Source organism: Agromyces sp. S2-1-8 (genome assembly GCF_021129215.1).
GTDB classification, from domain to species: Bacteria; Actinomycetota; Actinomycetes; order Actinomycetales; family Microbacteriaceae; genus Agromyces; species Agromyces chromiiresistens.
In genome coordinates, this window is record NZ_JAJOLP010000001.1 from 2,731,651 (window position 1) to 2,746,211 (window position 14,561).

13 protein-coding genes are annotated in these 14,561 nt (G+C 70.6%); 11 read left to right on the forward strand and 2 right to left on the reverse strand.

Going from position 1 to position 14,561, the window contains the following annotated elements:
* The first annotated feature begins 70 nt into the window (after positions 1 to 70).
* From aceE to LR269_RS12505, 6 genes are all read left to right on the forward strand, one after another.
* Positions 71 to 2,797 carry a pyruvate dehydrogenase (acetyl-transferring), homodimeric type gene (aceE, locus tag LR269_RS12480; protein ID WP_231431099.1) on the forward strand — a complete coding sequence of 909 codons (2,727 nt, stop codon included), beginning with the start codon at positions 71 to 73 and terminating at the stop codon, positions 2,795 to 2,797.
* A 10-nt stretch (positions 2,798 to 2,807) separates the two neighbouring features.
* Positions 2,808 to 4,016: a CdaR family transcriptional regulator gene (locus LR269_RS12485; protein ID WP_231431100.1), complete on the forward strand. Its 1,209-nt coding sequence runs from the start codon at positions 2,808 to 2,810 to the stop codon at positions 4,014 to 4,016.
* A 115-nt stretch (positions 4,017 to 4,131) separates the two neighbouring features.
* Positions 4,132 to 5,052, forward strand: a complete 921-nt coding sequence (locus LR269_RS12490; RefSeq protein WP_231431101.1) for an ACP S-malonyltransferase — start codon at positions 4,132 to 4,134, stop codon at positions 5,050 to 5,052.
* A 32-nt stretch (positions 5,053 to 5,084) separates the two neighbouring features.
* Complete coding sequence (locus LR269_RS12495) at positions 5,085 to 6,089, forward strand: beta-ketoacyl-ACP synthase III (protein ID WP_231431102.1); 1,005 nt, start codon at positions 5,085 to 5,087, stop codon at positions 6,087 to 6,089.
* Positions 6,090 to 6,155: 66 nt separating this feature from the next.
* Positions 6,156 to 6,404, forward strand: coding sequence for an acyl carrier protein (locus LR269_RS12500; protein WP_056731598.1), 249 nt, complete (start codon positions 6,156 to 6,158; stop codon positions 6,402 to 6,404).
* Positions 6,405 to 6,485: 81 nt separating this feature from the next.
* The gene (locus LR269_RS12505) at positions 6,486 to 7,721 is read left to right on the forward strand and encodes a beta-ketoacyl synthase (RefSeq protein WP_231431103.1); all 1,236 of its coding nucleotides are present in this window, start codon (positions 6,486 to 6,488) and stop codon (positions 7,719 to 7,721) included.
* Positions 7,722 to 7,970: 249 nt separating this feature from the next.
* Here the strand turns inward: LR269_RS12505 and LR269_RS12510 are convergent, their stop codons facing one another.
* Positions 7,971 to 8,492: a DUF3145 domain-containing protein gene (locus tag LR269_RS12510; RefSeq protein WP_231431104.1), complete on the reverse strand. Its 522-nt coding sequence runs from the start codon at positions 8,490 to 8,492 to the stop codon at positions 7,971 to 7,973.
* 217 nt (positions 8,493 to 8,709) lie between these two features.
* On the opposite strand from LR269_RS12510, the gene LR269_RS12515 reads away from it, so the two are divergent.
* Entirely contained in the window at positions 8,710 to 9,339 is a 630-nt protein-coding gene (locus LR269_RS12515) for a PadR family transcriptional regulator (protein WP_231431105.1), read from the forward strand.
* On the opposite strand, the gene LR269_RS12520 is transcribed toward LR269_RS12515, so the two are convergent.
* Positions 9,318 to 11,081, reverse strand: coding sequence for a bifunctional 3'-5' exonuclease/DNA polymerase (locus tag LR269_RS12520; protein WP_231431106.1), 1,764 nt, complete (start codon positions 11,079 to 11,081; stop codon positions 9,318 to 9,320). The genes LR269_RS12515 and LR269_RS12520 overlap by 22 nt on opposite strands.
* An 85-nt stretch (positions 11,082 to 11,166) precedes the next feature.
* On the opposite strand from LR269_RS12520, the gene LR269_RS12525 reads away from it, so the two are divergent.
* Genes LR269_RS12525 through LR269_RS12540 form a run of 4 tightly spaced genes read left to right on the forward strand, consistent with a single transcriptional unit; the run spans position 11,167 to position 14,394 of the window.
* Complete coding sequence (locus tag LR269_RS12525) at positions 11,167 to 11,934, forward strand: hypothetical protein (RefSeq protein ID WP_231431107.1); 768 nt, start codon at positions 11,167 to 11,169, stop codon at positions 11,932 to 11,934.
* 54 nt (positions 11,935 to 11,988) lie between these two features.
* Entirely contained in the window at positions 11,989 to 12,393 is a 405-nt protein-coding gene (locus LR269_RS12530; protein ID WP_231431108.1) for a group 1 truncated hemoglobin, read from the forward strand.
* Between the two features lie 4 nt (positions 12,394 to 12,397).
* The gene (locus LR269_RS12535) at positions 12,398 to 13,606 is read left to right on the forward strand and encodes a globin domain-containing protein (RefSeq protein ID WP_231431109.1); all 1,209 of its coding nucleotides are present in this window, start codon (positions 12,398 to 12,400) and stop codon (positions 13,604 to 13,606) included.
* Between the two features lie 41 nt (positions 13,607 to 13,647).
* The gene (locus LR269_RS12540) at positions 13,648 to 14,394 is read left to right on the forward strand and encodes a DivIVA domain-containing protein (RefSeq protein ID WP_231431110.1); all 747 of its coding nucleotides are present in this window, start codon (positions 13,648 to 13,650) and stop codon (positions 14,392 to 14,394) included.
* The last annotated feature ends 167 nt before the right edge of the window (positions 14,395 to 14,561 follow it).

The following is a 14,561-nucleotide window of genomic DNA, read 5'->3' on the forward strand; positions in this document are numbered from 1 at the left end:
GAGGCGGTCAGCCTCGGCGTGCGCACGTCCACACCACGCAGGTGATCCCTGCAGAGAAGAGAGGTCGAGTGTGACTGTCAACGACCAGGATCCTTACTCGGTCGAGGCGATGGACTCGGATCCCGAGGAGACGAACGAATGGGCGGAGTCGCTCGACTCGCTCGTCGCCGAGAAGGGCCACCAGCGGGCGCGTGAGATCATGCTCAGCCTGCTGAAGCGCTCGAAGGAGCTGCACCTCGGCGTGCCGATGGTGCCCACCACCGACTACCTGAACACGATCGCGCCCGAGAACGAGCCGGAGTTCCCGGGCGACGAGGAGACCGAGCGCCGCTATCGCGCGTGGATCCGCTGGAACGCCGCCATGCTCGTGCACCGCGCGCAGCGTCCCGGCATCGGCGTCGGCGGGCACATCTCGACCTACGCGTCGAGCGCCGCCCTGTACGAGGTCGGCTTCAACCACTTCTTCCGCGGGCAGGACCACCCCGGCGGCGGCGATCAGGTCTTCTACCAGGGTCACGCCTCCCCCGGCATGTACGCACGCGCGTTCCTCGAGGGCCGTCTCTCGAGCGACCAGCTCGACGGCTTCCGCCAGGAGAAGTCGCACGCCCCGAACGGCCTCTCGAGCTACCCGCACCCGCGGCTCATGCCCGAGTTCTGGCAGTTCCCGACCGTGTCGATGGGTCTCGGCCCGATCAACGCGATCTACCAGGCGCAGCTCAACAAGTACCTCACCAACCGCGGCATCAAGGACGCCTCCGACCAGCACGTCTGGGCGTTCCTGGGCGACGGCGAGATGGACGAGGTCGAGAGCCGCGGCCAGCTCCAGGTCGCCGCGAACGAGGGCCTCGACAACCTCACGTTCGTCATCAACTGCAACCTCCAGCGGCTCGACGGCCCGGTGCGCGGCAACGGCAAGATCATCCAGGAGCTCGAGAGCTTCTTCCGCGGTGCGGGCTGGAACGTGATCAAGGTCATCTGGGGTCGCGAGTGGGACTCGCTGCTCGCGAACGACCACGAGGGCGCGCTCCGCAACCTCATGAACGTCACCCCCGACGGCGACTACCAGACGTACAAGGCCGAGTCGGGCGCCTACGTGCGGGAGAACTTCTTCGGCCGCGACCCCCGCGCCCTCGAGCTCGTGAAAGACCTGAGCGACGACGAGATCTGGGGCCTCAAGCGCGGCGGCCACGACTACCGCAAGGTGTACGCGGCGTTCAAGGCCGCGGTCGAGCACAAGGGCCAGCCCACCGTCATCCTCGCGAAGACCATCAAGGGCTACGGACTCGGTCCCGCCTTCGAGGGTCGCAACGCGACCCACCAGATGAAGAAGATGACGCTGGACAACCTGAAGACGTTCCGCGACTCGATGCGCATCCCGATCACGGACGCGCAGCTCGAGGAGAACCCCTACCTGCCGCCGTACTACAACCCGGGTGAGACCGACCCGGCGATCCAGTACCTGCACGAGCGGCGTCGCGCACTCGGCGGCTACACGCCCGAGCGCCGCGCGAAGTACACGCAGATCACGTTGCCCGACGAGTCGGCCTACGCGATCGCGAAGAAGGGCTCGGGCACGCAGGAGATCGCGACGACCATGGCGTTCGTGCGACTCCTGAAGGACCTGATCCGCTCGAAGGACTTCGGCCACCGCATCGTGCCGATCATCCCCGACGAGGCGCGCACCTTCGGCATCGACGCGTTCTTCCCGACCGCGAAGATCTACAACCCGAACGGCCAGCACTACACGTCGGTCGACCGCGAGCTGCTGCTGGCGTACAAGGAGAGCCCGCAGGGGCAGATCGTGCACGTCGGCATCAACGAGGCCGGCGCACTCGCCGCGTTCACCAACGTGGGCACGTCGTACTCGACGCAGGGCGAGCCGCTGATCCCGATCTACGTGTTCTACTCGATGTTCGGGTTCCAGCGCACGGGCGACGCGATGTGGGCCGCCGGCGACCAGATGGCGCGCGGCTTCATCATCGGCGCGACCGCCGGTCGCACGACGCTCACGGGTGAAGGCCTCCAGCACGCCGACGGTCACTCGCCGCTCCTCGCAGCGACGAACCCCGCGGTCGTCTCGTACGACCCCGCGTACGGCTACGAGATCGGGCACATCATGCGTTCGGGCCTCGAGCGCATGTACGGCGGCCAGCACGCCGACCCGAACGTCATGTACTACCTCACGGTGTACAACGAGCCGATCGTGCAGCCGGCCGAGCCCGAGGGCGTCGACGTCGACGGCATCGTCCGCGGCATCCACCGCCTCTCGGAGTCCGGTACCGCCGGCCCGAAGGCCCAGCTGCTCGCCTCGGGTGTCGCCGTGCCGTGGATCCTCGAGGCGCAGCAGCTCCTCGCGGACGACTGGGGCGTGTCGGCGGACATCTGGAGCGTGACCAGCTGGTCCGAGCTCCGCCGTGACGGCGTCGCCGCCGACGAGCACAACTTCCTCAACCCCGACGCCGAGCGGCAGGTCCCGTACCTGACGCAGAAGCTCGGCGGGGCCCAGGGTCCGTTCGTGGCCGTCTCCGACTACGCGCACGCGGTGCCCGACCAGATCCGCGCCTACGTGCCCGGTCAGTACGCGACGCTCGGCGCAGACGACTTCGGCTTCTCCGACACGCGCGCGGCGGCCCGTCGCTTCTTCAAGATCGACGGCCCGTCGGTCGTCGTGCGCACACTCGAGCTGCTCGCCGACCGAGGCGAGGTCGACCGCTCGTTGCCGGCCCAGGCGATCGAGAAGTACCGGTTGCACGACGTGAACGCCGGTACGACCGGATCGGCCGGCGGCGAGAGCTAGCGGGCGCGAGGTGGCGACGAGGCCGAAGACGAAGGCGGAGACGCTCGCATGGTTGCGCACCATCGCGGGTGAGCTCGCGACTGCGACGCTCAAGCGACTCGAGGACACGTTGCCGTGGTACGGCGACATGCCCCCGAGCCGCCGTTCCGCTGTCGGCCTCGTCGCCCAAGCCGGCATCTCGTCGTTCATCGCGTGGTTCGACGACCCCCGGTCGACGCCCTGGATCGCCGCCGACGTGTTCGGCGCCGCGCCGCGGGAGCTCCTGCGGTCGGTGAGCCTGCAGCAGACGCTGCAACTCATCCGGGTGACGGTCGAGGTCGTCGAGGAACGGGTGAAGGACGGCGGCGAGCCGCTCCGCGAGGCGATCCTGCTGTACTCGCGTGAGATCGCGTTCGCGGCAGCCGACGTCTACGCCCGCGCCGCCGAGGCGCGCGGCCTGTGGGACGCCCGGCTCGAGGCCCTCGTCGTCGACTCCATCCTCTCCGGCGAGTCCGACGACGAGCTTCCGAGCCGCATCGCCGCCCTCGGCTGGCACGGTCACGGCGAGGTGGCCGTGCTCGTCGGCACGGCGCCGAAGCAGCTCGACGTCGACCACGTGCGCCGCGCCGCCCGGCACATGCACGCCGACGTGCTCATCGGCGTGCAGGGCAATCGCCTCGTACTCGTGATCGGCCGGGCCGACCCCCTCTCCCCCGACGGCGAGGAGTCGATCGGCACCTCGCCCGCCCTCACGTTCATGGAGATCGCGGCGCAGCTCGAGCCGCACTTCGGTCCCGGCCATCTCGTGCTCGGGCACGCCGTGCCGAACCTCGTCGACGCGTCGAAGAGCGCGAAGGCGGCGCTCGCCGGGTTCGCGGTGGCCCGGTCGTGGCGGCACGCGCCGCGACCCGTGCACGCCGACGACCTGCTACCCGAGCGCGCGCTCGCGGGCGACCCGCTCGCGCGTGCGACGCTCGTCCACCGCATCTACCGCCCCCTGCAGGCGCACTCGACCGAGCTGCTGACGACGCTCTGGAGCTACCTCGACAACGGCCGGTCGCTCGAGGCGACCGCCCGGGAGCTCTTCGTGCACCCCAACACGGTGAGGTACCGGCTGAAGCGCGTCTCCGACGTCATCGGCTGGGATGCCACGGGCGCACGCGAGGCGCTCATCCTCCAGTCGGCGCTCATCATCGGATCGATGAGCGACCACGAGCACGCCCCGCGACGACCATCCTGAACCGGCCCAAGCATGGCCGTGGCATCGCGACGCTGTGCAGTCGATACAACGGTTGTGCGAAGAGCTTGTGGCGTGTGCACACCACAGTTCGTCCTGTGATTGGCAGACTGGGGTGGTGATCGTCGTCGTCTGCCCTGGACAGGGCTCTCAGACCCCCGGATTCCTCACCCCCTGGCTCGCAGAACCCGGCTTCGCCGAGCGCCTCGACGCGCTCTCGGCCGCCGCGGGCATCGACCTGGCCGCGCACGGCACGGTGAGCGACGCCGACACCATCCGCGACACCGCGGTCGCGCAGCCGCTCATCGTTGCGGCCGGCCTGCTCACGCTCGACGCGTTGCTCGACGACGGGCGTGCAGAGCGAATCGGCGGGATCGCCGGACACTCGGTCGGCGAGATCACGGCGGCCGCCGGGGCCGGCGTGCTGACCGGCACCGAGGCGATCGGCTTCGTCGCCGAGCGCGGCCGCGCGATGGCCGAGGCCGCTGCGCTCGAGCCGACCGGGATGAGCGCCGTGCTCGGCGGCGACGAGGCCGATCTGCTCGCGCGCCTCGCCGAGCTCGGCCTCGAACCCGCGAACTTCAACGGCGGCGGGCAGATCGTCGTCGCCGGCGCGGTCGACGCCCTCGAGCAGCTGAAGGCCGAGCCGCCGGCCGGCGCACGGGTCATTCCGCTGCAGGTCGCCGGCGCGTTCCACACCCGGTACATGCGACCCGCCGTCGAGCGCCTCGCCGAGGTCGCCGAGCGGCTCTCCCCCGCCGACCCCGCCCTGCCGATCTGGACGAACCGCGACGGCAGCACGGTCGCCTCCGGCACCGAGTTCCTCGAACTCCTCGTCGGGCAGGTCTCGTCGCCCGTGCGCTGGGACCGCTGCATGGAGTCGTTCGCCGAAGCGGGCGTCTCCGGCATCATCGAGCTCGCACCCGCCGGCGCGCTCGTCGGTCTCGCCAAGCGCGGCCTCAAGGGCGTGCCGACGGTCGCCGTGAAGACTCCCGACGACCTCGCCGCCGCCATCGAGCTCATCGACCAGGCCGCCTGAGCCGCCGCCCCCGCGAACGGAGAAAGCCGAGCATGACGAGACCAACCCTCCAGCAGTCGCACGGACCCGCCTACACGCGCATCTACGCACTCGGTGCTGCGCGCGGCGCGAACGCGGTGCCGAACGACGACCTCGTCGGCCCGATCGACTCGTCCGACGAGTGGATCCAGCAGCGCACCGGCATCGTGACCCGCACCCGCGCCGACGCCGACGTGTCGGCGCTCGACCTCGCGACGGCCGCGGCGACCGAGGCCATCGAACGCTCGGGCGTCGCCCCCGAGCTCGTCGACCTCGTCATCATCGCGACGATCTCGAACGTGCAGCAGACCCCGTCGATGGCTGCGGTCGTCGCCGATCGGGTCGGGGCGAACCCCGCCGCCGCCTACGACACGAACGCCGCATGCGCCGGCTACGCCTACGCGGTGGCCCAGGCCGACGCCCTCATCCGCGCCGGCGCGGCGCACTACGCGCTCGTGATCGGCGCAGAGAAGCTCTCCGACGTCGTCGACCCGACCGACCGCTCCATCTCGTTCCTCCTCGGCGACGGCGCCGGCGCCGCCGTCATCGGCCCGAGCGACACGCCCGGCATCGCACGCACCATCTGGGGTTCGGACGGCTCGAAGGCGGGCGCGGTCGGCATGAACAGCACCCTCATCGAGTTCCGTGACGGCGCGGCCGAGTGGCCGACGCTCCGTCAGGAGGGCCAGACGGTCTTCCGCTGGGCGGTGTGGGACATGGCGAAGGTCGCGAAGCAGGCCCTCGACGCCGCCGGCGTCACGAGCGCCGACCTCGCCGCCTTCATCCCGCACCAGGCGAACATGCGCATCATCGACGAGTTCGCGAAGCAGCTCAAGCTGCCCGAGTCCGTGGTGATCGCCCGCGACATCGCGACGACCGGCAACACCTCGGCCGCTTCGATCCCGCTCGCAACGCACCGCCTGCTCGAAGAGCACCCCGAGCTTTCCGGAGGCCTCGCCCTCCAGATCGGCTTCGGCGCCGGACTCGTGTTCGGCGCCCAAGTGGTGGTTCTCCCCTGAACCGCCGACCCCTGTCCATCTAGACTGTCACTCGGTCAAACGAGACACCCCTCAAGGAGAAGAACCATGGCATTGTCCACCGAAGAAGTGCTTGCCGGCCTGGCCGAGCTCATCAACGACGAGACCGGCATCGCGACCGACACGGTTGAGCTGGACAAGTCGTTCACCGACGACCTCGACATCGACTCGATCTCGATGATGACGATCGTCGTCAACGCCGAGGAGAAGTTCGACGTGAAGATCCCCGACGAGGAGGTCAAGAACCTCAAGACCGTCGGCGACGCCGTCGACTTCATCGTCAAGGCCCAGGCCTAGTCGCTGCGACGAGCGGGCCGCGGCAACGTCCCGGCCCGCTCGATCCGTCCCCTTCGTCTTCCTCCCCGGAGTGTTTTCGTCATGACCAAGAACATCGTCGTCACCGGCATCGGTGCGTCGTCGCCGATCGGCGGCACCGCCCCCGACAGCTGGGCCGCGCTGCTCGCCGGCGCATCGGGCGCACGCCCCCTCGAACACGACTGGGTGGCCGAGTACTCGCTGCCCGTCACCTTCGCCGCCGAAGCCCTCGTGCGGCCCGACACCGTGCTCGAGCGCCCGGTCGCGAAGAGACTCGACCCGTCGTCGCAGCTCGCACTCGTCGCCGCGCTCGAAGCGTGGGCCGACGCAGGCAGCCCCGAGGTCGACCCCGAGCGTCTCGGCGTCGACTTCGCCACCGGCATCGGCGGCGTCTGGACGCTGCTCGACGCGTGGGACACGCTGCGCGAGAAGGGCCCGCGACGGGTCCTCCCGATGACGGTGCCCATGCTCATGCCGAACTCGGCCTCCGGCAACCTCTCGCTGCACTTCGGCGCCCGCGCCTTCGCGACCACGGTCGCGAGCGCCTGCGCATCGAGCACCGAGTCGATCTTCAACGCCATCGAGCACCTCCAGGACGGCCTCGCCGACGTCGTCATCGCCGGTGGCACCGAATCGGCGATCCACCCGATCACCATCGCCTCGTTCGCCTCGATGCAGGCGCTGTCGAAGCGCAACGACGACCCGGCGACGGCATCGCGCCCGACGAGCATCGACCGCGACGGCTTCGTCATGGGCGAGGGCGCCGGCGTCCTCATCCTCGAGACCGAGGAGCACGCCAAGGCGCGCGGCGCGAAGATCTACGCGTACGTCGCCGGCGGCGGCGTCACGGCCGACTCGTACCACATCACGGCGAACGACCCCGAGGGCCGCGGTGCCGCCCGCGCGGTGAGGCTCGCACTCGAGCAGGCGGGCGCATCGCCCGACGAGGTGACCCACATCAACGCCCACGCGACGTCGACGCCCGTCGGCGACCCGAACGAGTACCAGGCGCTCAAGGCCGTGTTCGGCGCCCGGGTCGACGACATCCCCGTGTCGGCGACGAAGGCCTCGACCGGGCACCTGCTCGGCGGCACCGGAGCGCTCGAGGCGATCTTCACCGTGCTCGCACTGCGCGACCGCGTGGCCCCGCCGACGATCAACATCACCGAACAGGACCCGGAGGTCCCGTTCCGCGTCTCGGGCGCGACGCAGGAGCTCGGCAGCGGCGACCAGCTCGCGATCTCGAACTCGTTCGGGTTCGGCGGGCACAACGCCGTCGTCGCGTTCCGCTCGGCCTGATCGGCGACTCGCATCGAAGGACCCCGGCGCTGACGCGCCGGGGTCCTTCTCGTCCGCGACATCCAGACATCGAAGGACCCCGGCGCTGACGCGCCGGGGTCCTTCTCGTCCGCGACATCCAGACATCGAAGGACCCCGGCGCTGACGCGCCGGGGTCCTTCTCGTCATGGGGCCGTCTGCTTCGCTCGTACGTCTGCCGGGGTTCCCCGTCCGACCTCCGCGTCGCGCCGCAGCCGGCCCTCGGTCGTATCACCCCACCTGGTGCAGCCAGACGACGGGGGCGAAGTCGCTCGCGTGGCGGAAGGGCTCGAGCTCGTCGTCCCAGGCCTGCCCGAGCGCGAGCCTGAGCTCGCGATGGAGTTCCCGTGCGTCGTGCCCGCCCATCTCCATGGCGTAGCGGATGCGGTCCTCGGGCACGACGGTGTTGCCGGCCGAGTCGGTCTGCGCGAAGAAGACGCCGAGCTCTGGTGTGTGCATCCAACGAGCACCGTCGCTGCCGGGCGTCGCGTCCTCGCTCACCTCGAACCGCAGCTGCTCCCAGCCGCGCAGCGCCGAGGCCATGCGAGCGCCCGATCCGGCGTCACCCTCCCAGTAGAACTCCGCGCGCAGCGCACCGCGAAGCACGGGCTGCTCCTGCCAGTCGAAGTTCACGGGGACTCCGAGGGCGCGCCCTGCTGCCCACTCGACGTGCGGACAGAGCGCCCGCGGCGAGGAATGCACGAACAGCACACCCCGCGCGGCGCGTGCGGTCCGCGCGACCGTCTCTGCCATCTCCATCTCCGTTCTCGTGAGGTGCGTCTTCCCCTACGACCTCGGAACGGCGGGTGGCCGGTGTTCGATTGTGGGCGGCATCGGCCGCACCGCCGATTATGCCCCGGATCAGGCGGGTTGACAAGGGTTCCCCTCGGTTCGCCGTGCCTCGGCATCATGCCCCGTCGACAACACTATGCTCGGTGAGGTATTCGCTCGCGTGGAAGGGAAGCCGCCGATGGCCGTCAGAGAAGCGCTCCTCGCACTGCTGCTCACCGGACCCGCCTACGGCTTCCAGCTGCATTCGGCGCTCGCGACGCGAACCGGCGGACGCCGACGCGTCAACGTCGGGCAGAGCTACGCGACGCTCGAGCGGGCCTCGAAGGCCGGCCTGACCGAATCGGCCGGGACGACGGCGGACGGACTCCCGCTGCACCGGCTCACCGCGGCGGGAACCGCGGTCGCGCGCGGCTGGCTCGAGGGCACGGATGCCCCGGGCGCCGACCCGTGGGACGAGACGATCGATCGCGTGCTGATCGGCGCGTCACTGCCTGACGTCGATGATCGCGCGATCATCACGGACGAGCGCGCGCGATGGGCCGACCGACTCGCATCGGCCGAAGCCGACGGTGACGTCGACGAGGCCACCGGCACGACGGCGGCGGCCACCGAACTGGTGCGCCTGGCCGGGGCCGCGGATGCCGCCCGAGCACGCGCGGCGATCGACTGGCTCGATACGACGGCACGCGTATCGGCATCCGGCCGGACGCTCGCGTTCGCGCCGACGGCCGAGCGCCCGCGGCGCGGCCGTCGCCCTGCGATGACCTCGGACGCCGCCGGGGAGGCTCAACCGTCGGCCATCGCGTAGCTGTCGACGATCGCGAGGTCGAGCGGAAAGTCGACCGGGAAGTCGCCGAAGAGCAGTCGGCCCGCGTCGACGGCGCACGCCCGGACCGCGGTCGCGACCGCTTCGGCATGCTCGCTCGGCGTGTGCACGATGATCTCGTCGTGCAGGTAGTAGACGAGGTGGGGCACCTCGCCGAACACCGGCCCCGACCGCTCGGCGCGCTTGATCGAGGGCGGGAGGGCGGCGAGGCGGGTGCGAAGCGCCGCCATCCAGCAGAGCGCCCACTCTGCGGCACTCCCCTGCACCACGAAGTTGCGGGTGAACCGGCCCCAGTCGCGCGCGACGCTGCGCGCGCGGCGCTCGTCGGCCGGAGTCGCGTCGGGCTCACTCGCCCTGGCCTGGACGGCATGCCAGGACGACGCCGGGGCGGGTGACGACCGCCCGAGGTTCGTGGTGACCTGTCCGCCGCGTTCACCCGTCGCCGCCGCCCGGTCGACGAGCGCCATCGCTCGCGGGTAGGCACGCGCCAGGCGGGGCACGAGCCGTCCGCTGTCGCCCGTCGTCGCTCCGTACATCGCCCCGAGGATCGCGACCTTCGCCTGGTCGCGCGTCTCGACGACGCCGTCGTCGACGATGCCCTGATAGATGTCGCGCCCTCGCGCGGCCGCGGCCATCGCATCGTCGTGGGCCAGGCCCGCGAGCACCCGGGGCTCGAGCTGGGCCGCGTCGGCGACGACGAGCGACCAGCCCGGGTCGGCGACCACGGCGCCGCGAATGTTCTTCGGCAGTTGCAGCGCTCCACCCCCTGAGGTCGCCCAACGTCCCGTCGCCGTGCCGCCCGGTACGTAGTCGGGGCGGAATCGCCCGTCGGCGATCCATTCGTCGAGCCACGCCCAGCCGTTCGCGCTCAGGAGCCTCGCCGATCGCTTGTACGCGAGCAACGGGGCGATCGCCGGGTGGTCGTGGTCGCGAAGCTCCCATTTGGCCGTGGAGTCGACCTGGATGCCCGCGTTCCGCAGCGCACGCAACAGCTCGACCTGCGAATCGAGGTTGGCCGAGGGCTGTTCGAGCGCGGCGCGGACCTCGGCCGCCAGGATCGCCATGCGCTCGGGCTTCCAGCCGGGTTTCGGACGCGGGCCGAGCTCGGCCTCGAGAATCGCCTCGTGGACCTCCCTCCGCCACGGAAGACCGGCGGCATGCAGCTCAGCGCCGATCAGGGCACCGGCCGACTCGGCCGCGAGGAGCAGCCGCATCGCTCCGGGACGTGCACTCGCGCGCGTCAGCCGCTCCTGCCGCCGGAACTCCGCGACGACCGCGTCGAGGACGACGGTCGCCGGATTCGTGTTCGGGGATGCACCGTCGTCGAGCGCTTCCCCCAGTTCGAACAGGGCGGTCGCTCCCGCGCCCGAGTGCGAGGAGGGCGCGACCGCGCCGACCCCACCACCCGAGAGGTTCGGTGCGGCGTCGAGCCATCGCGGCCTGCCCGTCTCGGCTTCGCGAGCGGCACGCGCATCGGTCGACCCCTCGAGGATCGCACCGCAGAGCAGGAGGTCGTGGCACCGCTCGATGCGGACACCGGCGTCGAGCAGCATCGGATACCAGTGCCGAGTGTCGCTCCACACCCACCTCGGCCCGTGCTGCTCGAGCGCGGCCGCCCGTGCCGGCAGGTCGGCGACCTCGATCACTTCGGCGCTCGCCGCGGGGTCGTCGAGATCGACGAGGGCGACCCGGTCGCGCCCGTCGGCCCCGGCCGCGATCCGCACGTATCCATTCTCGTGGCCGCCGCCGACATCGGATGTCGGCGGCGCAAACGAGACTCATGGTCATGACGAACGAGGAGCGGTCTCCGTGGTCGCGGTGAGGTTCCGCTGCGGGCACGGTGCACCGGCCGACGATGCGCACGTCATCGGCCGTCCCTGCCCGCTGTGCATGCTCATCGCCGAGACCCAGCGCTCGCGTGCCGAACTCCTCAGGCGCGTGTCGCCGGCGCAGCGAGCCCGCCTCGCCACCGAGACGCGTCTCGGCGCCGAGTACGAGTGGCGCTGCGATCGGGGTCACGATCGCTATCGGGCCTCGGTCGCCGACCAGCTCACGGGCACCGGCTGCACCAAGTGCCGAACGAACGCGCACGCACCGGCAGCCCTCCGGGAGGCGGGTGTGGCGTTCATGAACCCGGGGCTCCGCACTCGCACGTCGATGACCGAGCAGCGACTGCGAGCGCTCCTCGGCGAACGCATCAGGCTGCATCACCGGGTCAACGCCGTGCGGGTCGCCCGCACGTTCTTCGGCCGCACCGAGGTCTGGCCCGACATCATCGTGCCGCAACTGCGCATCGCGGTCGAGTACGACGACCCGGGCCGCTCGCGCCGAGCGCACCTCGGGCTGAAGGAGGCCTCCGACCTTGAGAAGGACGAAGCGCTGGGCGAGGTCGGCTGGCGGGTCATCCGAGTTCGCGGCGGCGGGCTCGGCCCGCTCGGGCCCACGAGCATCGTCTGTGCACGCCTCACGGCCGAGGTCGCCGACGACGTGGTCGCGATGATGCGACGCATCCGCGGCGACGCCGCCGTCGACGCGATCCTGGTCGGCGTTCAGCGCTCGGGCTTTGATTCAGCCTGACTCCGTCTGCTAGGAATGGAGCGCCCCCCTACCGGCCGACGATTGGACCCGACGATGAGTTCCCCCAGCCTCCAGACCGAGCCCGAAGCCCTGAGCGACTACGCAGCGGTGGGAGGCGCCCCCGCGATCAGCGCGGTCGTCGACCGCTTCTACGAACTGGTGCTCGGCGACGAGAACCTCGTGCGCTACTTCGACGGCGTCGAGATGGTCCGCCTCAAGCGGCACCAGGTCGCGCTCGTCTCGACCGTCATGGGCGGTCCGGTCGTCTACGAGGGCCGCGATCTCCGCAAGGCCCACGCGAACATGGGCATCTCGGCGGGCGACTTCGCCGCTGTCGCGGGTCACCTGGTGACCGCCTTGACCGACGCCGGCGTTCCGTCGGAGATCATCGATCGCACGGTGAGCGCGGTCGCCGCGACCCAGCCCGACATCGTCGAGGTCACCTCGACGCACGAGTGACGCGTTGGACACCGCCGCTCTGAAGCACACCTGGTCGCTGGCGGAGTCGCTCGGCGACGAGGTGCCGCTCTTCTTCTACTCGCACCTGTTCTACACGCACCCCGAGCTGCGGGCCATGTTCCCGGTGTCGATGGCGGCCCAGCGCGACCGACTCGTCGGCGCGCTGGGCCGCATCGTCTCGAACGTCGACCAGCTCGACGAGGTGACCGCGTTCATCCAGCAACTCGGCCGGGATCATCGACGCTTCGAGGTGATCGCCGAGCACTACGACGCCGTCGGTCTCTCACTGCTGACGACGCTCAAGCACTTCCTCGGCGATCAGTGGACCGCTGAGCTCGCCGCGGACTGGGCCGCGGCCTACGGCCTGATCGCCACCGTCATGGTGCAGGCGGCCGAGGATTCCGAACACGACAGTCCGGCGTCCTGGCAGGGTCATGTCATCGCCGTCGAGCGAAAGAGCATGGAGCTCGCGGTCGTGCAGGTGCGCCCCGAACCCGCGCTGAACTTCGAACCCGGGCAGTCGGTCGCGGTCGAAACGGCGCATGCGCCACGACTGTGGCGCTACCTCAGCATCGCGAACGCGCCGCGGGCCGATGGAACGCTCGAGTTCCACGTGCAGCTCGTACCGGGTGGCCAGGTCTCGAGCGCGATCGTTCGCAAGCTCAAGGCCGGCGACGTGCTGCGGCTCGGGGCGCCGGTCGGGCGGGAGCTCACGCTCGAGCCCGAGGAGCACCACCGTGAACTGCTGATGGTCGCGGGAGGCACCGGGTTCGCGCCGCTCCGCGCGCACCTCGAGCGCATCGACCTCAACTGGCAGAAGACCGGCCAGGCTCCTCGCGTCCACCTGTTCCACGGAGCACGCGTGCCGTGGAACCTGTACGAGCACCGTCTGCTGCAGAGCCTCGCCGGACGCCCGTGGTTCACCTACACGCCCGTCGTCTCCGATGATCCGAGCTACCCCGGGCAGAAGGGGCTGGTCGGCGATGCCGCGGTCGCAGAGGGCGTCCGCCCCGATGCCCTCGCGATGGTCTGCGGCTCCCCCGCCATGGTCAAGCACACGCTCGCACGGCTCCGCGGCGCCGGCGTCGCGTCGGGCGATCTCCGGTTCGAGCAGTTCGCGACGCTCGAGGAGGAGCGCCCGGAAGAACGTCACGACATCCGAGATGGGCAGCCGTCCGGGTTGCCCGCCGAACGAATGGGAAGTGCCCGATGACTCCCGATCTTGAAAATGAGCCGCAATCCGATTTCGTACCGATGCCGACGGCGATCCCGTCGACGCCGGCAGCACCTGAGTCGAGTCCTGCGCAGGAGATCGATCTCGCGCGCGCCGTCGCCCGCCTGCCCAAGACGGACTCTGCCAGGTTCGCGGTCCGGCACATCGGCGCCGGTTACGATCGCGCCGAGATCGACGCGTTCCTCGTCGAACTGAACGAGGCGATCGACGTCGTCCGAGAGGCGGCGGAACGGGATCGCCGAGAACTCGAGGAACTTCGCGCAGAGAACGCGAGACTCAGCGCTACGGCTGAGGCGAAGCTCGACGAAGAAGTCACCCTCGGGGCCGTCGACCTGCTCTCGCAGGCGCAGACGATCGCCGACCGGGCCGTTGCCGATGCCGAGCAGTACGCGCGCGAACTCGTGCTCGCGGCCCGCGAGGAGTACCGCGACGTGCTGGAGCGTGCCGCACGTGCGGAAGACGCCCATGCGGCCGCCGGAGCCACCGGGCCGGCGCCGGCGCCCTCGCCGCAGGCGGCGATGCCCGAGATCGAGTACGTGCGCACGTACGCTCAGGTCGCGCAAGTTCAACTGCGTTCGGTGCTCGAGGCGCTGGCTGAGCAGGTCGACCGGCTCGGCGCCCTGCCGCAACCCGCAGGCGAACCGGCTGCACCGGCGGCCGGCGACGATGTCGCCGACGCGGGCGAGGTCACCGACGAAGAACCCGACTGGCTCCCTGCTGTGCCGCCGGAACCCGCTCTGCAGCGACAGACGTACATCAAGCCCTGATCCGGCGGCCTCGCGACGACCTCGCCCCCGGAGATCTGCGAACGTCGGGGTGCGCCGCTCCCCCGACGCGCGCAGATCGAACGGCATTCGTCGTCGTCGAGGCCGATGCGTTTCGCGTGCGCACGGTCTCCGAGCGCCACCGGCGCGTCAGCGAAGCGACGGCGCGC